Origin of the sequence: Beijerinckia mobilis, from assembly GCF_000745425.1 — a bacterium.
GTDB lineage: Bacteria > Pseudomonadota > Alphaproteobacteria > Rhizobiales > Beijerinckiaceae > Beijerinckia > Beijerinckia mobilis.
This window is the reverse complement of record NZ_JQJH01000002.1, coordinates 19021-40027: the sequence shown is the minus strand read 5'-3', so window position 1 is coordinate 40027 and position 21007 is coordinate 19021. Positions and strand designations below refer to the sequence as shown.

At 59.9% G+C, this 21007-nt stretch carries 19 protein-coding genes; 6 read left to right on the top strand and 13 right to left on the bottom strand.

Going from position 1 to position 21007, the window contains the following annotated elements:
• Positions 1–97: 97 nt before the first annotated feature.
• The 10 genes from DL88_RS02360 to DL88_RS02315 form a co-directional block, all read right to left on the bottom strand.
• Positions 98–769: a chemotaxis protein CheD gene (locus DL88_RS02360; protein ID WP_245270589.1), complete on the bottom strand. Its 672-nt coding sequence runs from the start codon at positions 767–769 to the stop codon at positions 98–100.
• A complete protein-coding gene (locus DL88_RS02355) occupies positions 766–1155 on the bottom strand; it encodes a response regulator (protein WP_034991373.1) in 390 nt (129 codons plus the stop codon). Before DL88_RS02355 ends, DL88_RS02360 begins: the two co-directional genes overlap by 4 nt.
• Positions 1134–2222, bottom strand: coding sequence for a protein-glutamate methylesterase/protein-glutamine glutaminase (locus DL88_RS02350; protein ID WP_034991372.1), 1089 nt, complete (start codon positions 2220–2222; stop codon positions 1134–1136). Before DL88_RS02350 ends, DL88_RS02355 begins: the two co-directional genes overlap by 22 nt.
• Positions 2219–3094: a CheR family methyltransferase gene (locus DL88_RS02345; RefSeq protein ID WP_034991946.1), complete on the bottom strand. Its 876-nt coding sequence runs from the start codon at positions 3092–3094 to the stop codon at positions 2219–2221. Before DL88_RS02345 ends, DL88_RS02350 begins: the two co-directional genes overlap by 4 nt.
• A 78-nt stretch (positions 3095–3172) precedes the next feature.
• The gene (locus tag DL88_RS02340; protein WP_034991371.1) at positions 3173–3652 is read right to left on the bottom strand and encodes a chemotaxis protein CheW; all 480 of its coding nucleotides are present in this window, start codon (positions 3650–3652) and stop codon (positions 3173–3175) included.
• Between the two features lie 498 nt (positions 3653–4150).
• On the bottom strand, positions 4151–6508 hold the full coding sequence (locus tag DL88_RS02335; protein ID WP_051955502.1) for a chemotaxis protein CheA: 2358 nt from the start codon (positions 6506–6508) through the stop codon (positions 4151–4153).
• Between the two features lie 16 nt (positions 6509–6524).
• On the bottom strand, positions 6525–6890 hold the full coding sequence (locus DL88_RS02330; protein ID WP_034991370.1) for a response regulator: 366 nt from the start codon (positions 6888–6890) through the stop codon (positions 6525–6527).
• Positions 6887–7252 (bottom strand): STAS domain-containing protein, encoded by a 366-nt coding sequence (locus DL88_RS02325; RefSeq protein ID WP_084704820.1) that lies wholly within the window; start codon positions 7250–7252, stop codon positions 6887–6889. Before DL88_RS02325 ends, DL88_RS02330 begins: the two co-directional genes overlap by 4 nt.
• A gap of 78 nt (positions 7253–7330) precedes the next feature.
• A complete protein-coding gene (locus DL88_RS02320; RefSeq protein WP_051955501.1) occupies positions 7331–9364 on the bottom strand; it encodes a methyl-accepting chemotaxis protein in 2034 nt (677 codons plus the stop codon).
• Between the two features lie 305 nt (positions 9365–9669).
• Positions 9670–10845 (bottom strand): AI-2E family transporter, encoded by a 1176-nt coding sequence (locus DL88_RS02315; protein ID WP_245270588.1) that lies wholly within the window; start codon positions 10843–10845, stop codon positions 9670–9672.
• Between the two features lie 55 nt (positions 10846–10900).
• Between DL88_RS02315 and DL88_RS02310 the strand changes: the two genes are divergently transcribed.
• Positions 10901–11422 carry a DUF1269 domain-containing protein gene (locus tag DL88_RS02310; protein ID WP_034991369.1) on the top strand — a complete coding sequence of 174 codons (522 nt, stop codon included), beginning with the start codon at positions 10901–10903 and terminating at the stop codon, positions 11420–11422.
• Between the two features lie 125 nt (positions 11423–11547).
• Here DL88_RS02310 and DL88_RS02305 read toward each other — a convergent pair whose 3' ends face one another.
• Positions 11548–13680, bottom strand: a complete 2133-nt coding sequence (locus DL88_RS02305) for a phosphocholine-specific phospholipase C (protein ID WP_034991368.1) — start codon at positions 13678–13680, stop codon at positions 11548–11550.
• A 944-nt stretch (positions 13681–14624) separates the two neighbouring features.
• Here DL88_RS02305 and DL88_RS02300 point away from each other — a divergent pair.
• Positions 14625–15707, top strand: a complete 1083-nt coding sequence (locus tag DL88_RS02300; RefSeq protein ID WP_034991927.1) for an AI-2E family transporter — start codon at positions 14625–14627, stop codon at positions 15705–15707.
• Positions 15708–15887: 180 nt separating this feature from the next.
• On the opposite strand, the gene DL88_RS20095 is transcribed toward DL88_RS02300, so the two are convergent.
• Together DL88_RS20095 and tlpA are read right to left on the bottom strand one after the other, a co-directional pair.
• Positions 15888–16028 (bottom strand): hypothetical protein, encoded by a 141-nt coding sequence (locus DL88_RS20095; protein WP_156970900.1) that lies wholly within the window; start codon positions 16026–16028, stop codon positions 15888–15890.
• A 69-nt stretch (positions 16029–16097) separates the two neighbouring features.
• A complete protein-coding gene (tlpA, locus tag DL88_RS02295; protein ID WP_034991367.1) occupies positions 16098–16799 on the bottom strand; it encodes a thiol:disulfide interchange protein TlpA in 702 nt (233 codons plus the stop codon).
• A gap of 193 nt (positions 16800–16992) precedes the next feature.
• Between tlpA and argH the strand changes: the two genes are divergently transcribed.
• The 4 genes from argH (at position 16993) to lysA (ending at position 20964) form a co-directional block, all read left to right on the top strand.
• On the top strand, positions 16993–18378 hold the full coding sequence (gene argH / locus DL88_RS02290) for an argininosuccinate lyase (protein WP_034991366.1): 1386 nt from the start codon (positions 16993–16995) through the stop codon (positions 18376–18378).
• 8 nt (positions 18379–18386) lie between these two features.
• On the top strand, positions 18387–18983 hold the full coding sequence (locus DL88_RS19155) for a regulatory protein RecX (RefSeq protein ID WP_051955500.1): 597 nt from the start codon (positions 18387–18389) through the stop codon (positions 18981–18983).
• Positions 18984–19220: 237 nt separating this feature from the next.
• Positions 19221–19607, top strand: coding sequence for a hypothetical protein (locus tag DL88_RS02280; RefSeq protein WP_034991364.1), 387 nt, complete (start codon positions 19221–19223; stop codon positions 19605–19607).
• An 85-nt stretch (positions 19608–19692) separates the two neighbouring features.
• On the top strand, positions 19693–20964 hold the full coding sequence (lysA, locus tag DL88_RS02275) for a diaminopimelate decarboxylase (protein ID WP_034991363.1): 1272 nt from the start codon (positions 19693–19695) through the stop codon (positions 20962–20964).
• Positions 20965–21007 lie beyond the last annotated feature (43 nt).

Sequence of the window (21007 nt, the reverse complement as noted above, 5' to 3'; positions counted from 1 at the left end):
ATCTCGGAAACGGCAATCGTCTTTACTCCGGCATCTCAGACGAGCGGCCGCAAAGCGTAAAAATCCAGCGCAGCGACTCTTATTTTGACGAGACCCGTCAAAAAAGTTCGATCGAGCCCGCTTCCGGCTGCACGAGGGGCTTTGCCGGCACCGCCGTCACCAGCCCATCATCCTTGAGAAAGACCTGCCGCGCCCGCCCCGAAACCGGCCAGAATTGTATGCGCCGTCCACGCGACCCTCGCAGGCTCCCGCCGATAATGTGAATCCCCTCATTATGAAGGAAATGTTCCGCGAAATCCGCATTCTGCGTGCCGATATCGACCATACCCTCGCGTGTACAGGCACCGCCAAACAATTTGGCCTCAAGCCGTGACCGGTGCCCACCCCTCTGCAGAATACCATTGAGCAGAAGCTCCATCAGATAGACACCATAGCGCTCGGCTTCTCGGATCGAAGCGTGACCCTGCGGTGCAAAGGACAACCCGTGCCCCGGCAAAAGAAAATGATTCATACCACCGACATGAGCGACCGGATCACGGATACAAGCAGCCACACAGGATCCGAGCAAAGTCGTAATCACCACGTCCGGATCGTCGCTGACATAATATTCACCCTGAATGATATGAATCCGTTTTTCCCGCCCGGCCTTCTCACCCGGCTGTAAAGACAATGTAGAGGCTCCACCGGCTACATGACCGGGAGGAATTTTTCTATCCGCAGCCCTATCCGCGCGCTCATTGGACCGCAAAGGCGCATTCATTCTTGTCATTTGAGTTTTCCAATCACGGCCTCGATCTGCGATTTCAGCACCGGCACGGTGAAGGGCTTGGCCAGAAAGTTGTTGACTCCGGCGCTGGCGGCCCGTTCCATCAACGCCCTGTCGCTTTTCCCGGTCAGCATGATGAAAGGAATCTTGCGTGTGGCTTCATGCGCACGGACAGCCCGCAAGAGCCCGATTCCATCGAGCTTCGGCATGTGGAAATCGGAAATGATTAGATGCGCGGCTCTGCCCGAAAGGCTTTTCAGGGCTTCCTCGCCATTCGAGGCCATTTCGATTTCCGACATCCCCAAGTCCTGGAGCCCCCCGCGAATGAGAAGCCGGCTGGTTAGCTGGTCATCGACGATGAGCACTTTCACGGCAGCGGCGAAGGGCATTTTTCTTCTCCATAAAGGCTGGTGGCACGCAGAATCTCGGCCCCGATCCTGTGCAACGGGACCTGTTTCTCAACCGCGCCAATTTCATAAGCGGCCCGGGGCATGCCATAAATGAGGGAGCTGGCTTCATCCTGACCAAAGGTGCGCGCGCCTTGCCGGCGCATCGCCAGCAGACCTTCGGCGCCGTCCCGTCCCATTCCTGTCAAAAGTACGCCGACGCTGCGCGGACCGGCCACCTGGGCAATGGAGGAAAACAGCACATCGACCGAAGGACGGTGACCATTGACAGGGTCCGCCTGGCGAAGCCTGCAACGCAGGCCATTAGCACCCGCAGCCGCGATTTCGAGATGACGCGGACCGCCCGGCGCCAGATAGATTTGACCGACCTCGAGCGGCGCACCATCCTGCGCTTCAGCGACGCGCGGAAGGCTCAGCCGGTTCAACCGTTCGGCAAAGCTGCGGGTAAAGCCGGCGGGCATATGCTGCGCAATCACTGTCGGCGGACAATTTTGCGGAAAGCCTGAAAGGACGGTGATGAGCGCCTCCACGCCGCCAGTCGAGGCACCGATAGCGACGAGGCGTGCGCCCGGCTGGAAATTGTCATGAGCACCCGCGCCGGATCTTTCGCGCGGCTGCGTGATCGCAGCGGGCCGCACCGGCGTCGGACGCAACGAGGCGCGCGCCCCTGCGGCCGCCCTGACCTTTGCAGCGAGGTCGGGAAAGAGGTTCGCTTCTCCCATCGCCGGTTTCGCCACGCAATCAAAAGCCCCAATCTCCAGCGCCTTGATCGTCGCCGACGTACCCTGCGCCGTGAGGTTCGACACCATGATGACCGGTGTCGGCCGCAGGCGCATGATCTTGTCGAGGAAATCGAGACCATTCATGTTCGGCATCTCGACATCAAGCGTCACAACATCAGGGTCGAGAGCCTTCATCGCCTGGCGTGCTTCGAGCGGATCTTTCGCCTCCCCGACGACATCGATATCATGATCGCGTTTGAGCACCATGGCGATCAGCCGCCGCATGGTAATAGAATCATCGACGATGAGCACGCGGACCGGTCTCATGCCTGCTCCTTCTGTAAACGCCTATAGGTGGTGATGCCATCGCCCACAAAAGCATGTGCGGCATCCCCCGTGAGCCGTTCCGAATGGCCGATATAGAGGACACCTCCCGGCTCGAGAAACGGCTGGAAACGGTTCCAGATCCGGCTTTGTGTTTCTTCCTCGAAATAGATGACAACGTTGCGGCAGAAAATCGCCTGGAACGTGCCTTTCATCGGCCAATCGCCGATCAGATTGAGTTCGCGGAAACTGACGAGCGCACGCATGGACTCGCTGACACTCATCCATTTCTCGCCGTCAACATCGACCGGAGCGAACCAGGATAGGAGAGTAGACGGAACGCCGGCCATCGCCGTCTCGGCGTAAACGCCCGCCCGCCCTTCGCCGAGAACCACGGGATCAATATCGGTCGCGAGAATTTTCACGTCATAACGCGCCGCGTCCGGCAGGAGGGAAAGCACGGTCAAGGCGATCGAATAGGGTTCCTGCCCGCTCGAACAGGCCGCGGACCAGAGCCGGACCCGACCGCCGCGGCGCGCACCATCGAGAAGAGGTGGCAGCACCTGCGTCCGCAAATGCTCGAAATGATGCGGTTCCCGAAAGAAGCGCGTGACATTGGTGGTCAACGCAGCGAGCATCCGCTGACGTTCATCCACACCGGCCTTATCGCCGATCAGGGCGCAATAATCATGAAAGCTCGTCAATCCGAGCAGACGCAAGCGTCTCGCCAGCCGGGAATAGACCAGCGTGGCCTTCGATTCCGGCAGATAGATGCCTGTGCTGGAATGTAATGTATGCGCGATCTGCCGAAAATCTTCCGCCGTCAGAATGAATTCCCCATCGACGAGACTCTTGGCCAATGGATTATGCCGCATGGCTTGCGCCCGGCTGACCCCTTCATGCGGCGCCATGGTTCTTGTCGTCATGCCATTCTCCATCATTGACCGTCGCCGTCACGCCGCCTCGCATGCAGCCGCAGGGAGCACCTGATCGAGGGAAATGAGACTGATCATGCGGCCATCGATGGCGAGAACACCGCGCACGAACAATTTCGCCATTTCAGAAGCAACCTCAGGCGTCGGCTGGATCATCTCATCCGTCACACTCAGAATATCGAGAACAGCGTCGACGAGAAGGCCGATGACCTGGTGGCCAAGCAGCGGATGGACGACCTGAACGACAATGATGACATGACGGACCGTCGGCTCGGCGGCCGGGAAGCCCAGACGCGCGGCAAGATCGACGATCGGCAAGACGGCTCCGCGCAAATTGATGACGCCCCGCACGAAACCCGGTGATTGCGGCAGGACCGTTGCAGGTGTCCACCCACGTATTTCACGCACAGACATGATATCGACGCAGAATTCCTGCACGCCGATTCTGAAAGCGATCAACTCACGCGCGAAAGCATCATTTCTGTCAATTTCATTCATGGCAGTCCCCGATTCGTATCATTATTGGAAGACATCATGGATATTCTCTCCGCCCATCCGTGAAGCGGAAACATAATCCCATGAATGACGCCAAGGCGGAGGCGAGATGGAATTGTATGAAATGTTCCATAAGGTTCCGTCACCGACGTTCCTAAAGTTTTAGAACATCCTCGATTAAGGACGAACACAATATATTTTAAGTATTTATGGATATTCAAACAACTGACGGTCCAGGAACAGTCAGGTGGACCCGAGAGCGCCTAGCGGCAGAGTGAATGTTTTCGACAATGCTCTTACAAAAATGGAGCGTACCGCACACAATTCCGGTTGCTCAAGCGATCCTCCACTGGATGCCATCAGACGGCTTTAGGTAAAATGATCACGACATAAACATACCAGCAAATCCCACTCTGAATGGGGGAATGAGGACGTCCTCCGTTTCGCAATCGGGAACGCCTCCATGCGCCGTAAACAGACCGGCATCTGCGTAAGTGTCCGTTACACGTAGCAATCGATTTCTTTCGGGGTCTTGCGATCCTCTCGAGGAATGACGGAGTCAGAGGGCGCCCCGATGCGGGAACTCGCGACCAAAGCCTCGACATCGAGAATCAGTGCGACCCTGCCATCGCCAAGAATGGTCGCCGCCGCTATACCCGGCACATGGCGGTAATTGGCTTCAAGACTCTTGATGACCACCTGGCGCTGCCCCTGAATAGCGTCGACGAGCAGCGCATTGCGCACACCGCCCTCCGTCTCCACCAGAATGACGACGCTAGCGAGCACGTCCGCAGTTTCACAGCGATAGGCCAATTCCCGCCCGACATCGATCAATGGCGTGAATTGATCACGGATAGCGATCACACGCGTATCGCCACCGAACTCATGCACAGCGACAGACCGTGGCTGCAAGGTCTCGACAATGGCAGTCAATGGCACCACGAGTGTCTGCCCAGCGACAGTGACAACCATGCCGTCGAGAATGGCAAGTGTCAGCGGCAGGCTCATGGTGAAGGTCGACCCCTTACCCGGCCGTGAACTGATGGAAATGCGGCCGCCAAGCGCCTGGATCGACCGGCGTACCACATCCATGCCGACACCACGCCCGGAAATATCCGAAAGGGTCGCTGCCGTGGAAAAGCCCGGCAGAAAAATCAGATTGTCGATCTCGTCATCGGTCAGCGCGGCATCCGCCGGGATCAGCCCTTTGTCGACGGCTATCTGCCGCACACGCGGCCGATTGATGCCAGCGCCATCATCGGAAATCTCGATGACAATCCGTCCGGAACGATGCATCGCACAAAGATGCACGATCCCTTCCTCGGCTTTGCCAGCTGCGACCCGCGCCTCGGGCGCCTCCAGACCATGATCGATGGCATTGCGGATCATATGCGTCAGCGGATCGGAGAGCTTTTCGATAACGGTCTTGTCCACCTCCGTATTCTCACCGGAGGTCACGAGCCGCACCGATTTGCCGGTCATAGCGGCGACTTCCCGCACCAGACGCGGCATGCGCTGGAACACCGATTTTACCGGCTGCGCGCGGATCGCCATGACACTATCCTGGATCTCACGCGTCAATTGTTCGAGGTCGTCGAGCCCGGAGCCGATGGCCGCTCCCCTCGTCAGCCCCGCCTCATTGACACTTTGTGCCAGCATGGCCTGGTTGATGACGAGTTCACCGACAAGATCGATGAGGCGGTCGACCCGATCGAGATCGACGCGAATGGTCGCGGCAGGCGCCGGCGCCTGCGTGCTTTCGCGTCGTTCGTTCTCGCGCCGCTCGCCCATCCGGCTTTCGCCTGCCACTTGCCCCCCTGTTTGGCTCCCTTCACGCGAAGCCGGTGCGGGACTGGCTGCCGTTTCCGGGAAAGGCGCTTTTGCGGGAGCGGATGCGAGCGAAGCACGAGGTGCAACCCCCGACGTCGCGGCTCCCAGCTCGTCAACCGCTTGTGGGGCATCAGGCCGATCTTCCGGCTGATTTTCCGACATGGCGGGCACCGAAGAAGCGAGACCCTCCTCCTTTACGCGAGGCAGCATTTCGTCACGCAGCGCAAAAAGGTTCAATGCCTGCCCATCGGGTTCCGTATCCGCACTCATTTCGATGGAGAGATCACAATCCCACTCCACGAATTCGAAAACGGCTTCAATCGCCGCTTTATCCGCTCGTGTATGCAATGTGATGACAAAGGTGAGATAGGCTCCCTCGGGATCGAGCTCACCGAGAAGCGGCAGAGTGGAAAAATCGCAGGCGACAATCATTTCGCCGAGTTCGCCGAGACCACGCAGCAACAAAGCCGCCTCATTGGCTTTGGCATAGAGACCAGGCTTCGGCGTGAAGCGGATCGTCCAAGAGGTTTCAGGCAGCTCGGCGAAGGCCGGCAGCTCATCGTCGAGTTCATCGAAGGAAACCTGCACAGGCTGAAAAGAAAAGCCCGCCATATCTTCGGACTGGTCTTCCGCCGCAGGTTTGTCCGCTCCGGAAAGAGCCGCAAGTTCCACGGCCATGGCGTCTGAGCGTTCCGCATCGACGGTTCCTCCGTCACGCGCCGCCCGGACGAGATCGGCGAGAATATCCGAGGCCCGCAACAGCACCTTCAACACATCCGGCGAAGGCGCGAGCGTTTCCGAGCGCACCGCATCAAGAGTGGTCTCGAAGATATGGGAGAAGCGCACGAGATCATCGAGGCTGAAAGCGCCGGCTCCCCCCTTGATGGAATGAACCGCGCGGAAGACCGCATTCACCGTTTCGGCGTCGGCTTCGCCGTTCTGCATCGCCAACAGACCATTTTCCAGTTCCGCAAGCTGCTCCTCGCATTCCTGGAAAAAGGTCTGTCTGATCGCCATCATCGCATCCATGTCGATCTCCAAGACCTCAGGCAGCGACGCGCCGGATCGCGTCGACGAGTTTTACCGGATCGAAGGGTTTGACGATCCAGCCGGTGGCCCCGGCGCGGCGCGCCCGGTCCTTTTTTTCCGCATCGCTTTCCGTCGTGAGAACGAGAATCGGAATCGCGCGATGGCGATCGTTGCCGCGGACACCCTGAATGAAGCCGAAACCATCGAGGCGCGGCATGTTGATGTCGGTCACGATGACATCGGGGCATTCATGATTGAGTACTTCGAGGCCTTTCTCTCCATCTTCGGCCTGGAGCACTCTGTATCCGGCATCGCGCAATGTCAGCAGCAGCATATCGCGCATGGTCCGGGAATCATCGACGGTGAGTATGGTCTTGGTCATCGGGATAAATCCTTATCGAGAACGACCGTGCCATCCTGTTCCGGGTCGTTAAGGCCCGGATGGCTGGACAAAGCTTCCAGCATATGGACGGATCGAATACCGAGGAGATCGAGCCCTTCCAGAAAGTCCGGCGAGGGCTTGGAGATGGAAAGCGGAATGTCATCGGCCCGCCAGGTCAGCGCCGCCGACAACAGAACCTGCAGGCATTGACCGCCGAGCCGCTGGACTTGCTCCGCGTCGATGATCAATTCCCGGCCCCGGCTAGCAAGGAGCGCATTGGCGAGCGGCGTTGCCGCCCGCAGATCGAGAATCGCCGGCAGGGCCACGGTGGCGATGGCGGCGGAATCGGGCAAAGTGTTCATCAGATCATGATCCTCGACTGAACCCTGGATATTCGGGAGGCGCGTGGCGCCCGCGCGAAGCCTTTCCGGGGGCGGCCATCAGAATTCCTCCCAGCCTTCATCGTCCGGCGAGCTTTCCCCAAGCTTGAGAGCCGCCGCTCCATGGCTCGACGACACTGGCTGGCGGAGCGGGGAAGCCCCCGTTGACGGCCGCGAAGGAGCTCCTGAGGAAGGCCTCGACGCTTTTCCCGAGACCGCAGGTGTACGCTGGGGTCGCCGTGCCGCCGGATGTGCGGCGGAGGAGGATAATGCTGCTCCCGAGGCAGCAGCGTTCTGATCCTGCTGCTTCTCGCCAGCAATTCTGAAGCGGGAGATGAGACCGTCCAGTTCCTCGCCTTCCCTGGTGAGGGCACGGGCCGCGGCGGTGGTCTGCTCCACCATGGCGGCATTTTGCTGTGTCATCTGGTCCATTTGATTGATGGCGGTATTGATCTCGTGCAATCCGGTCGCCTGCTCGCGGGCGCTGGCGGCGATCCGCGCCACGATCTCGTTAATCTCGTTGACCTGCGCGACAATGCGCGACAGGGCCTTGCCGGTATCGCCGACCAGATCCACCCCTTGCGTGACCTGGGTGCTCGAGGCCTGGATCAATGTCTTGATTTCCTTCGCCGCCTCGGCCGAGCGCTGCGCCAGCGCCCGCACCTCGGAGGCCACAACCGCAAAGCCGCGCCCGGCTTCTCCCGCCCGGGCGGCCTCAACGCCAGCGTTCAGCGCCAGAAGATTGGTCTGGAAGGCGATCTCATCGATCACGCTGATGATCTGACCGATCTGGGCCGAGGATTGCTCGATCCCGCCCATCGCTTTGATTGCTTCGGAAACGATCACACCGCTCTTGTCGGCATCGGCCTTCGCGGTCGCGACCACCTGGCTTGCATGGCTCGCCCCTTCGGCCGTTTTCTTGACCGTCGCGGTGATTTCATCGAGCGCCGCCGCCGTCTCTTCAAGACTGGCCGCCTGCTGCTCCGTGCGGCGCGACAGATCATCTGCCGCGCGCGCGATCTCCCGGGTCCCGGCGCTCATGCCCTCGCCCTTCGCCCGCACCGTCGCCAGCGCTCCATGGAGGGTCTCGACGGATTGATTGAAATCCTGGCGCAGGATATCGGCGGCGGAAGAAAAAGGCTCGTCAATCCGCATCAATAGATTGCCAACGGCAAGCTGTTTCAGACCATGCCCCAGGGCGACAATTGCCTGTTGCCGTTCCTGTTTCGTCTCTTCCTCTATGACAGCGGAATGCCGGCGCTCCGCCTCGATGCGGTCCTGCGCCGCTTTCGCCTCAGCCGCCAGGCGCTCGTTGTCGATAAGACCTTTCTTGAAGACTTCCACCGCTTCGGCCATGCTGCCCAGTTCGTCATGGCGATCGAGGGCCGGAACCTGCAGATTGCATTCTCCATTGGCGAGACGCCGCATGGTCTGCGTCAGGGCACTCATAGGTCCCGTGATGATGCGCGCCAAAGCGTTGCCGATCAAAAGGGAGAGCACGACGCCGAGGACACCACCAGCAATCAGCGTGGTGCGGAACAAAGTGATCGTGTGCTCCTGCGCCGTTTCGGCCTTTTCCGCCTCCGCATCGATCACTTGCCGCACCTTGGCGAGGCTCGTCCGGAAATTTGCCGCGAGGTCGAGACTATGCCGCTCGTTAACGAGAGCGACAGCCTTGGCATAGGTCGCCTGATCGCCGCCCAACGCTATTTCGGGATCGCCAACCCCCTCCTGCCAGGACCGGCCGGCAGCATCCAATTGAAGGACCATCTGATGGACGACTGGCAAATCCTTGCTGTCTTCGGAGGCCTTCACCATCATGGCCGCAAAACTGCGCGCCCCTTCCTGATAGAAGCCCAGCGCATCATCCCGCCGGGTCAGGAGATAACCGCGCGCGGCCGTCGATTGATTGAAGATGGCGCTGCCGGCCCGATCAATGGCGGTGACCACCTCGGACAGACGGTGATTGAGCCGCGCCGTCTGTTCGACCTGGCTCAAGGCGACAAGCAGGACGCTGCCGACGAGAAAGCACGACAAGAGCACACAGCCAAAGCCGAGCAGAAATTTCTGCGCAATTGAAAATTTCTTAAACACGATGGAAGACCTCAAAAATGGATTTCCATGCGGGCGTCATGAAAATGCCGCGATGATCTTCTCTATCGCAAAAAGTTATTCATTATTTCTTGAAAATATATAGATATGTATTTATATTTTATTCAAATAATACATATCTATACTTATGTATTCTTGGCGCCCTATCCGCGCGCGGCTCATCCCGAGAGATCCGCCCCAACCGTGCTTTCGAATGATTCCGCCCCGTCTTCTTCGAAGGTGAATCGTCCCGCAACTTCACACAAACCGGCAACGCCATAAGGGCTTGCCGGTATCGGGATCAGCGATCACGGCTCGAGAACATCATCGGCTGCGGAAACAGTGGCGCTCTCACGCCCGGAAAGCAGGGTCGCGATCCAGCGGCTTTGCGGAAAATGATCACAGATCGTCAGGCAGGCGATGAGGATCGGCACGCCGATGACCATTCCGGGCAATCCCCACAGCAAACTCCAGAAAAACACCGTGAAGACGACGAGAAAGGGAGAAATCGCGAGCGCCTTGCCGGTGAAGAGCGGTTCGAGATAGCTGCCGATGATGAACTGGATCATCGTGATGACGCAGAGCACCAGAAACGCGGTCTCGAAGGAACCGGTCTGGGCGAGCGCAAACAGACTCGGCAGTGCCGTCGCCACCAGGGGACCAATGAAGGGAATGTAATTAAGGGCGAAGGACATCGCGCCGAAGGCGCTGGCGAGTTCCATTCCGACGGCCAGCGTCACACCCCAGATCAGAACTCCCGTCAGCAGGCTCGCCAGAGTGCGCATGAGCATGTAGCGGCGCCATTTGCCGCCTATGGCGCGAAAGGCCGCGACGAGGCGCGCGCCATTACCGGAGCCAGCGCCTGCCCCGATGGACGATCCAGCGGCGGTTCCGGTGCCATCGAGCGCCAGCAGATTGCTGCGCAACGCATCGGCTTCGAGAAGGCCCATCGTCATGAAGATGAAGACGAGCAAGGTGAAACCGAGCAGGCTGTTCAGGCGCTGGACGAGCGTCTGAAACACGCGGATCAGCCAGACGACATTAAAGGTTTCGGCGGCATTGGCGGCGGCGAAAATATCATGGCCTTCGAGCCATGACGCTCCCTGCACATAAAGGTCCTGGAAATGGCCCTGGTTCTGGATGAGCCAATGGGTGATCTGGCCGCCGCTCCAGGTGATGAGCGACGAAAAAGTGATGACGGCCACGAAGGTGAAGAGCAGCGTGATGATGAGCGCTAGGCCTCGCGGCAGGATCTTTCTGAGCGCGGCATCGAGCGGCCAGACGATCGCCATGATCAGAAGGGCGAAAGCCATGGGTCCGAACACGACAGCGGCGAAAGACAGCGCAGCCGTCACCATAAACAGGCTGAGGAGGATGCATGCGAAACGGAGGACACGGTCGTTCATGGATCCCATCGCCGTTTGTTGGCGGAACAGATTTTCCGCAAAAGGATTGAACCAGAAGACGGCTTGAAAAAGCATCATCGCCGCCGCATGCTGACGCGCCGATTCGGCATCTCAGCAAAAGGAAAGATTTCCAATGTCCGATCTTGTCGTCATTGTCTATCCGACCGAGGAAAAAGCCGAAGAAGTGCGCAAGCGCCTGTTCGAACTGCAGCAGCAATATATCATCCAGCTCGCCGATGCGGTCATCGCCACCAAATCTCCTGACGGCGAGATCAAACTGCACCAGACAATCAATACGACGGCCGCCGGCGCCGTTTCCGGCAGTTTCTGGGGGCTTCTCGTCGGTGTTCTGTTTCTCAATCCGCTTCTCGGCGCCGCCCTGGGCGCGGCGGGCGGTGCGCTTGGCGGCGCGCTGACCGATTTCGGCATCAATGATAATTTCATGAAGGAACTTGCCGAAAGCATCCAGCCCGGCAGCGCGGCTTTGTTCGTGCTGATCCAGCAAATGACGCCGGATAAAGTGGTCGAGCAGATCAAGGATTTCGGCGGCGTCGTGCTGCAGACCTCACTCGACGAAACCAAGGAAACCGCTTTGCGCAACGCTCTTGCCAGCGCGCATACAGCATCCGCGTCACCCGCAGCGCCGCAAGCATAAACACATACAGACGGTAGGAGATCCGGCCTGGAGCATGACGATAAAGCGGCATCAGGCGACGGCTAATACGTAAGGCTTGGGAATGAGGAGGGGCGGAGCGTCACAGACGCTCCGCCCTCTCTGTTTCAGGCAGAGGTTCCCATCAAGGGATCACTGATGCTATCGTGGCCGGTTTCCAGACGGCCGGCGAAACGCCGCTCGAAACCATTCTCCCCGACAATGGTGAAATCATACCAGTTCGCTGATTGCGCCAGGGAAATGAATTCATCGACGACACCGGAAACCGGCAATTTGAGCGGGCGTTGGGCGCCGGAGCGGAGATTGTCGACGATGGTAACGGCACCACCGAAAAATCCATCGCGTCCGAGCCGGAACCGCAATCCGATGCCGGGAATATCGAGGTTCAGCGACACCGCCGGTTCCGGCTTCTCGCCGAGCGCCGGTGCCTTGCCCTTGAAGGTCCGCACGAAACCATTGGGTCCGTAGACCCACAGATCGTAAGAGCCGTGATCCGTATCGAGGACATTCCAGAAATCGTCGGAAAGGCTCTTGCCGGCTTCCACCGTGTAGCGGCGCGGAATACGATCGAGATGCAGTTTGTCGTAAACATGGAACACGGCACCCTGCTTGCCCGTATTCTCGAATTCGAGATGCAGCTTGCCGCGCGGGTCGATATGACCATGAACATGTAAATGATAGGGCAGAGCGCGCGAATAGCGCCAGCCACTTTCCTGATAAAGCGGCTGCGGTGACGTTGGTGCGGCGGCAATCGGCAGCGTCTTCGAATGCGCCTCGATCTCCGCCCAATTGCTCATGTCGGGCAGAGCCGGGAAGGCCGCGTCATTGGGATGAGCAAAATCGAAGGCCGAGGTCAGATCGCCCGCAACCGCCCGATGCCAGGGGCTGATGGCGGGAATTTCGATTCCGAACCGTTTTTCGAGAAACTGCCCGACCGACGTATGACAGAAGACCTGTGAATTCACCCAGCCGCCCCGGCTCCACGGCGAGACCACATACATCGGCACACGCGGACCAGGACCCCACGGCCGAATATTGCCGCTGATCGTGTCGCGGGAATCGAGATAACTCCGCTTTGCGTCGTTGAAATACATGCCAGCGAGATCAAGCGTCGCCTTGCCGGCCAGAGTGCCGTCGTCATTGTAGGAAGGAACCGCAGGGGCGGGGATGTGATCGAACAGGCCGTCGTTTTCGTCGAAGGTCAGGAAAAAGACGGTCTGGCTCCAGACGGCGGGATTGGAGGTCAGGGCTTCCAGCACCTGCTGGGTGAAATCGCCGCCATGCGCCGGGCTCGACGGGCCGCCTGGATGTTCCGAGGCAAGCTGCGTCGGCAGCACCCAGGAAACCGCCGGCAGCGTGCCATTCTGCACGTCCTTCGCGAGATCATCGAGCGTCCACAAGGACATGCCGTTCTTGTAGATCGACGAGCCCGGCTGCGCCGTGCGGAAGCTCTCGAAGGCGAGGCATCCGTTCATCGCCCCGGTCCAATTGTTGTTGGGATCCTGGTAGATGCGCCAGTTGACGCCGGCCTTGTCGAGAACGTCGGGAATGGTCGGCCATTTGAACGCCGAGCCCGCATAAGTATAGCCCGGTGTCGGCCACTGGCCCTTGATCCAGCAGCGCAGATTGTTGGGTTCGCCATCGGTATCGGTGCTATTGATACCCTGCGCCCGCAGATCGGGATTGAAATTCGAGCCGGACCAGAAAGCGATGCGGTTGGGATCCGTGCCCGTCGTGACCGAGCAATGATAGGCATCGCAGAGGGTGAAGGCTTCGGCGAGCGCGAACTGGAACGGGATCTCCTTGCGGGTATAATAACCCATTGAATATTGTTCTTTATAAAGAGGCCAGAAGCCGAACTTTCCCTGGTTCCAGGCCGCCTGCATGTTGGAATAGGCATGCGGCGTGCTCGGTATCAGCGCCGCATTCATCGTATCCTGATCGAAATGATAGGGCGTGATCTCGCGCGTTCCATCGGATTCGAACCAGACCGGCTTGCCGCTTTCGAGCGGGATGGGAAAGCGGTCGCCGAAACCGCGCACGCCGCGCATCGTTCCGAAATAATGATCGAACGAGCGGTTCTCCTGCATCAGGATGACAATATGTTTGACATCCTTGATCGTGCCGGTCTTCACCGAGGCAGGAATGGCGAGAGCTTTCTGGATGCTCAGGGGCAGCGACGAGACAGCGCCGGTACCGGCTGCAAGCCGTACGAAATCGCGGCGGGAGGGATGATTCACGGAAACGGTCCTGTTATTTCGTTATGGATTGATTGCTGGCCACGCGGGCGGGTCCTCTCGCGAATCGGATGACGCGATAATGATTCCCTCACCCGGCGCGCAGGACTGTTAAGCCGTTTCCATGACAAGGCCGTATCACAGCGATGACAATCCCCCCGTTACTGTGAAAGATTGTTTCCATTGAACCTCCTTGCAGACAAATTCATTGCGTGCCGGATACAGCATCGGCATTCTATAAAATCTTACTACCGGAGATGATATTACGTAGATCCCTACACGCTTACGTTGTCGCGCAGACAATATAAGCTCCCAAAGTTTGTCTTTTGAATCGGGTGACGGCAGATACATTGCTTTTTGAGCGTGCACAGATTCCGATCGTTCCCAATGGCTTTTCCAAATCCCGTCTCTTTCACCAGCTTGTACGGAACCACGCTCAGCCCGCGCGGAGACGGCCGCACGCCAATCCATTGCCGGATCTTGATGCTATCTCTTGCCAGAACGCTTTGGTCTAAGCTGTTGCCTCCTCGCGCCGCCGTAGCAGCAGGCGCCAAAATCAGCCAGGAAACCGCAAAGCACGGGCTACCGTCACGAGGATGAAATCCCGACAGGTCATAGGCATGGGATCGGTGTTGAAAAAAGCTTGTCTTCCCTTGTCTTCTGACGGCGCAAGGGATGCTTTCTCTCCCCCATGTTCTCGGCTAATACCGTCTCTGTTTCACCGCGATCTGTGGCGGTTGCAGAAAAGGGGGGACGGAGCTTCGTCCGGACTTCGCGGCGAGTCTCGATGAGCATGCCTCGTCGAGGCATGCTATAAGGAGCTCAATCCGTTGGGTCATCCTGATCGGGATTGGTATAATCAAATACATGTATCCGATGCATGATGCCGGCAATGCATCGGCGCAGGCTCGCCCCGGCCCGCCGGAGGGAAGGTTATGGAAGGCGCCATGCATACGACGACGCATAAAATCGCCTTTTTCCTTCTTTTGATCTTCGTCACCTACGCCTTCGTCTGGCTGCTGATGCCCTATTACGGCTCCATTCTCTGGGCCGTCATTCTCGCCATTCTGTTCCGGCCGCTGCAGCGGCGCCTCGAGGACAGATTCGGGGAGGGCAGCAATATCGCCGCTATTATCACCTTGCTTCTGTTCATTTTTCTGGTGCTCATCCCGGCAGCGATGATCATCAGTTCCCTGGTGAACGAAGGCACGAGCCTCTACCAGCAATTGCGCACCAGCGGCATCGATCTCAGAGAATTCGTCACCAATATCCGCGCGGCCGTGCCGTCGTCGGTCATGGTCTGGCTCGACAGGCTCAATCTCGGCGATTTCGACGCCTTGCGCGACAGGCTGACATCAGTGCTGATGCAGGGCAGCCAGATCATCGCCTCGCGCGTGCTCAGCGTCGGCCAGGATACGCTGCAGTTCTTCGTCAGCCTGGGCCTCATGCTCTATCTGCTGTTCTTCCTGTTTCGCGACGGCAGCGCGCTCGCCCGGACGATCCGGCGGACAATTCCGCTCAACGACGCCTATTCCGGCGCGCTCATCGACAAATTCGCAGCGGTTGTCCGCGCCACCGTCAAGGGCAATATGATCATCGCCGCCGTCCAGGGAGCGATCGGCGGGGTGGCGTTCTGGCTGCTCGGCATCAAGGCCGCCCTGCTCTGGGGCGTGCTCATGGCCTTCCTATCCATGCTGCCCGCCATCGGCGCCGCTTTCGTCTGGCTGCCGGCGGCGATCTATTTTCTCGTCACCGGGGATTATTTCAAGGGAACAGTGCTGATGTTCATCGGCCTGGCAGTGATCGGCCTGATCGACAATCTGCTGCGGCCGCCGCTCGTCGGCAAGGATACGCAATTGCCAGATTACGCCGTCCTGCTCTCGACGGTCGGCGGCATCGCCCTGTTTGGCATCAACGGTTTCGTCATCGGCCCGCTGATCGCCGCCGCCTTCATCGCCGTCTGGACGCTGCTCACCGCCGAGCGTGAGGCCCAGGCGCTGCGAATGAAAGGCGGGCATCACCCGCATTGATCCGGCCAATATCGAGCGAGGATTGCCGGATTCAATACGCGAGATCGAGCCGGGGGAGAGCGGCCACGACCGGTCGAACCCTCGGACCAGAAAGCGGGGTGGCGGCCTTCCGCCGAATCAGGCGTGCCGGGATGATATTGCACGGATCCCCATGGCCGTTGGGGCCAATCAGGCAGCGCGTTAGATATAACCAAACTGTCTGGCAACGGCAGCGAACAGCAGCCCCGCGATAATCCCAAGCAGCATTTCGATTTTCCGGGCACGTTCGCAGAGAACGCGGAGTTGCTCCTGCTGGATTGGGGTGTCATCATCGAATGTCATGTTTGGTTTCATCAAGTTTCCTCTGAATCTCCTTGATCCCAACAGGTTGGGATCAAGGAGATATGGAATTTACTGACCTTCTTCTTTCTGGGCTTTTTCGATGAGCGCCACGGCATCGGCCGAATCCCATTCCGCCGGGCCCGCCATGGTGCCGATCTCGCAGCCATCCTTGCCGACCAGCAGCGTCGTCGGCAGGCCGGTCGCCTTGCCCGCCTGCCGCAGGGTCTGGAAGATCCCCGCCTTCGGATCGGCATAGCGGGCGAGCGTCTTGACACCGATCTCATCGAGAAAGATGCCGACATGATCGAGGCGCGCCGTGTCGATATTCACCGCCACGACCTCGAAACCGGGCGAACCGAGCTTTGCCTGCAGACGGTCGAGCGCCGGCATTTCCTGCCGGCAGGGAATGCACCAGGTCGCCCAGAGATTCAAAAGCACCATCCGGCCGGAAAAATCCTTGAGCGCGGTCGCACTGCCGTCAGGCTTGTTGAATGCCAGCGCTGGCACAGGCTTCGGCTCATCGGCGAGGACCAGGGCAGCGACTTCGCCCTTGACCAGCGGCTTGATCCTCGCCGCGACCTTGCGGCTCGAAAGGCAGGCCTGTGCGTCACTGACAGTCTCCAGGGCGCGCTTGCCGCCGGGGGATCTGATCCCGTATAGGGAAATCGCACCTACCGTGAGAAGGCAGAGGAGCAAAGTGGCGAGAGCATAGCGGCGCCGACGCCCGGCGGCCGGCCGGAGTTCTGGTGGAATATCCGAAGCATCTGTCATCTGGTCGCGTGATCCTGTCCTCTCCCGTCTCCATCCGGGAGTTTTGCCGTTCCGTATCCGGCGGCTTTGCTGGAAAGGTCCGGGTGGAATGGTCCGGTAGAGATTTTGCGCAGACTTTGGCCAAGGCTGAGCGAATTGTCGACAGGATAAACCGCCGCTCCGCATCATCCCAACGATTAAAGAGCTTGATCCAATGAGCAATCAGATGTGGGGCGGGCGTTTTGCCAGCGGCCCCGACGCCATCATGGAAGAAATCAACGCCTCGATCGATTTCGACCGCAAACTGGCGTTGCAGGACATAAGCGGCTCGAAAGCCCATGTCGCCATGCTGGCGGCGACGGGAATCGTGAGCGCCGATGACGCCAGGGCGATCGAACAGGGGCTCGATACCATTCGCGGCGAGATCGAGGCGGGCACTTTCACTTTTTCCCGCGCGCTCGAGGATATTCACATGAATATCGAGGCGCGGCTCGCGGTGCTCATCGGCCCCGCCGCCGGGCGGCTGCATACGGCGCGCTCGCGCAATGATCAGGTCGCATTGGATTTCCGGCTCTGGGTGCGCGACACGATCGATGCGCTTGATGCACAGATGCACGATCTGCAACAGGCGCTCGCGGAAAAGGCGCTGGCCCATGCGGGCAGCGTGATGCCGGGTTTTACCCATCTGCAATCGGCGCAGCCGGTCACTTTCGGTCACCATCTCCTCGCTTATGTCGAAATGCTCGGCCGCGACCGGTCCCGCCTCCATGATGCCCGCGCAAGGCTCAATGAATGCCCGCTCGGCGCGGCGGCCCTTGCGGGAACCTCGTTTCCGATCGACCGGATGAAGACCGCCACGACGCTCGGCTTCGACCGCCCGACCGCCAATTCACTCGATAGCGTGTCCGACCGCGACTTCGTGCTCGAAACGCTCGGCGCGGCCTCGATCTGCGCCATGCATCTTTCCCGGCTTGCCGAGGAAATCGTGCTCTGGGCAACGCCGCAATTCGGCTTCGCGGCGCTCTCGGACAAATTTTCCACCGGCTCCTCGATCATGCCGCAAAAACGCAATCCCGATGCGGCGGAACTGGTGCGCGGCAAGGCCGGACGCATCATCGGCGCGCTGACCGCGCTCCTCATCGTCATGAAGGGCCTGCCGCTCACCTATTCGAAGGATATGCAGGAAGACAAGGAAGGTACGTTCGACGCGCTGGAAAATCTGTCGCTCTGTCTCGCCGCCATGACCGGCATGGTGCGCGATCTCAATCCCGATCTCGCGCGCATGCGGGCCGCTGCTGGTGCGGGCTTTGCCACAGCGACCGATCTCGCCGACTGGCTGGTGCGCAGCCTCAATATGCCGTTCCGCGAGGCGCATCACGTCACCGGCCGGCTGGTGGCCGCCGCCGCCGAAAAAGCCATCGGCCTCGAAGATCTCACTCTCGCCGAGATGCAGGCGGTCGAGCCGCGCATCACCAAAGAGCTGTTCGATGTGCTCGGCGTCGACAAATCGGTCGAGAGCCGCACGAGCTATGGCGGCACGGCGCCGGTCAATGTCCGGGCGCAGGCGGCGGCCTGGCTGGCAAAACTCGCCAATTCCTGACCGCACTTATGGCCCGGACCGGATCAGCCTCGAAACCAGGAAGAGAGGGTACCACCCTCACCCTCGATGCGCTGCATGCCCTCGCCTTGCGCTATCTCGGCCGCTATGCGGTGAGCGAAAAGGGGCTCGCCGATTATCTGGCACGCAAGGCGCGGCAAGCCTCGGCCAAAGCAGCAAAGGAAGATCCGGCCATAGAGGCTGACGACCGCGAAATGATCGCAGCCCGCATCGCGGAGACAATCGCCAGGATGCGCGAATTGCAGCTGCTCGACGACACAGGCTTCGCCGCAATGCGTGTCGATGCCTTGCAGAAAAAGGGATTTTCCCGTCGCCGCATCGCCGCCGATCTCGCCCGCAAGGGTGTGGCGGAGGACGCGGCCGGGAACACCCTCGATGCGCTCGATCCTTTGGAACAGGCGCGGCTCTTTGCCCGTCGCAAGCGCCTGTTCGAGAAGCCGGGCGAAACAGGCGAGAAAGCGGCGAAGCGCCGTGAAAAAGCCCTGGCGACCCTGGCACGGCAAGGCTTTTCCTATTCGATCGCGCGTCAGGTTCTGGATGAAGGGCCGGAAGCGGACGAATCACCTGCCCCTGGCGACGAGCCATGATCTCGCGATCATCGAGCAGCGTCCCCCTGCTTCGCAGCGAAATTGGGCTTTCCCGGCCACCCATCGCGCGATAGGCCTTGCGCGGCCCCTTGTGAAAGTGAGAAACCACTGAAAGCGAAAGGGTGCAGCCGCGCGTCCTTCAGTTTCACACCAGGGACCTGCCTCTATAAGCATGGTATGACCCGATGGGTCGAACCTCCCGCCAGGACAGCCGCAGCCGCGAGGAACAGCGCCTTCATGAAGATGAACGAACCAGCTTTTGAGGGCGCCGGACAGCTTCGTAGGCGCCATTCCGGCATAATCGGCCACAGCCGGCGCTTTCTCGTGCTCACCGCCCTCGGCCTGCTGGCTCTCAACGAGACCGGATGCGGGCGGCGCGGCGCGCCGGAACTGCCGCCCGACGCCGTGAGCGTGACGCAGAGCGAGAAGGCAGCCAGCATGCCGAGCGGCACTCCGACCACGAACGGCAGCGATTTCAATCCGGTACAGGGTGATAGCTCAGTGACGATCGGTGGCACCGGGCGCCCGGCGATCGGCCAGGCACCTGACCAACCGAACCAGCCGACGCAAACGCGTGCACGCGCCAAGCCGGTCCGGCCCTTCCTCCTCGATCCTATGCTCTGAGTAGCCCTGGCCTTCCGGCCCCGATTTTCAGTCGATCCGGCAGGCCTTCGGTCGGCTGCTTCATTTTCTTCCCGGACTACCGAATATGCATTTCTTCACTTCCCGCAACGGCGTCCTGCACGCCGAGGATGTTGCCCTCGACGGGCTCGCCGCCGTGATCGGCACGCCCTTTTATTGCTATTCCGCGGCGACGCTCACCCGCCATTATGAGGTGTTCGACAAGGCTTTCGCCGGACTGGATCACCGCGTCTGTTATGCGGTGAAGGCCAATTCCAACCAGGCGGTCCTGAAAACCCTGGCGCGCCTCGGCGCCGGCATGGATGTCGTCTCGCAGGGAGAATTGCGGCGTGCTCTGGCAGCCGGCGTTCCGGCCGAGCGCATCACTTTTTCGGGCGTCGGCAAGACGCAGGAGGAAATCGCGCTGGGCCTTGATGCGGGCATCGGCTGTTTCAATGTCGAATCCGAGCCGGAACTCGAGGCCATCGCCGCTCTCGCTGAAAGCCGCGGCACCAAAGCGCGCATCGCAATTCGCGTGAATCCCGATGTCGACGCCAAAACCCACGCCAAAATTTCCACCGGCAAGTCAGAAAATAAATTCGGCATTCCGCTTTCGCGCGCGAGAGAGATCTACCAGCTTGCAGCCGGATACAAGGGTCTCACGATCGTCGGCGTCGATGTGCACATCGGCTCGCAAATCACCGATCTCGCGCCGTTCGACCATGCCTTCGGCAGGCTCGCCGAATTCATTGCACTCTTGCGCGCCGACGGTCATGCCATTGACCATGCCGATCTCGGAGGCGGGCTTGGCATTCCCTACCGCCACGGCGATGATCCGCAAAGCTATCATCCCGATCTCTACGCCGGAATCGTCGCAAAACATTTCGGCGGCCTCGGCCTCCGCGTCCTCCTCGAGCCCGGCCGGCTCATCGTCGGCAATGCCGGCATTCTCGTGACCCGCGTGATCTATGTGAAACAAGGCGAGGACAAGACTTTCGTCATCGTCGATGCGGCCATGAACGATCTCGTGCGTCCGACGCTCTATGATGCGCATCATGAAGTCGTCGCAGTGCGCGAGCCCGCGAAGGAGGCGCCGGAGATCGTGGCCGATATCGTCGGTCCCGTCTGCGAAACCGGCGATTATCTGGCGCTCGCGCGGCGCATGCCGGCGCCGCAGCCAGGCGATCTTCTCGCCATTCTCTCGGCCGGGGCCTATGGCGCGGTGCAGTCCTGCACTTATAATACGCGCCTTCTGGTTCCGGAGGTTCTGGTCAGGGGAGCCGATCACGCCATCGTCCGGCCGCGCGGAACCTATGAAGAATTGATCGGACTGGACAAAATTCCGGCGTGGTTGACATAGATTTTTAGCGGTCCTGCGTTTTGGCAGGAAAGCCTCTCGGGCA

Bases quoted from the DNA above. Each gene is read 5' to 3' on its own strand.
- DL88_RS02345 (WP_034991946.1), bottom strand. From the start codon at position 3,094: ATGCGGCATAATCCATTGGCCAAGAGTCTCGTCGATGGGGAATTCATT.
- DL88_RS02340 (WP_034991371.1), bottom strand. From the start codon at position 3,652: ATGAATGAAATTGACAGAAATGATGCTTTCGCGCGTGAGTTGATCGCT.
- DL88_RS02335 (WP_051955502.1), bottom strand. From the start codon at position 6,508: ATGGATGCGATGATGGCGATCAGACAGACCTTTTTCCAGGAATGCGAG.
- DL88_RS19155 (WP_051955500.1), top strand. From the start codon at position 18,387: ATGGCCCGGACCGGATCAGCCTCGAAACCAGGAAGAGAGGGTACCACC.
- DL88_RS02300 (WP_034991927.1), top strand. From the start codon at position 14,625: ATGCATACGACGACGCATAAAATCGCCTTTTTCCTTCTTTTGATCTTC.
- DL88_RS02355 (WP_034991373.1), bottom strand. From the start codon at position 1,155: ATGCCCTTCGCCGCTGCCGTGAAAGTGCTCATCGTCGATGACCAGCTA.
- DL88_RS02325 (WP_084704820.1), bottom strand. From the start codon at position 7,252: ATGAACACTTTGCCCGATTCCGCCGCCATCGCCACCGTGGCCCTGCCG.
- argH (WP_034991366.1), top strand. From the start codon at position 16,993: ATGAGCAATCAGATGTGGGGCGGGCGTTTTGCCAGCGGCCCCGACGCC.
- DL88_RS02310 (WP_034991369.1), top strand. From the start codon at position 10,901: ATGTCCGATCTTGTCGTCATTGTCTATCCGACCGAGGAAAAAGCCGAA.
- DL88_RS02280 (WP_034991364.1), top strand. From the start codon at position 19,221: ATGAAGATGAACGAACCAGCTTTTGAGGGCGCCGGACAGCTTCGTAGG.
- lysA (WP_034991363.1), top strand. From the start codon at position 19,693: ATGCATTTCTTCACTTCCCGCAACGGCGTCCTGCACGCCGAGGATGTT.
- DL88_RS02350 (WP_034991372.1), bottom strand. From the start codon at position 2,222: ATGAGACCGGTCCGCGTGCTCATCGTCGATGATTCTATTACCATGCGG.
- DL88_RS02360 (WP_245270589.1), bottom strand. From the start codon at position 769: ATGACAAGAATGAATGCGCCTTTGCGGTCCAATGAGCGCGCGGATAGG.
- DL88_RS02330 (WP_034991370.1), bottom strand. From the start codon at position 6,890: ATGACCAAGACCATACTCACCGTCGATGATTCCCGGACCATGCGCGAT.
- DL88_RS20095 (WP_156970900.1), bottom strand. From the start codon at position 16,028: ATGACATTCGATGATGACACCCCAATCCAGCAGGAGCAACTCCGCGTT.
- tlpA (WP_034991367.1), bottom strand. From the start codon at position 16,799: ATGACAGATGCTTCGGATATTCCACCAGAACTCCGGCCGGCCGCCGGG.
- DL88_RS02315 (WP_245270588.1), bottom strand. From the start codon at position 10,845: ATGATGCTTTTTCAAGCCGTCTTCTGGTTCAATCCTTTTGCGGAAAAT.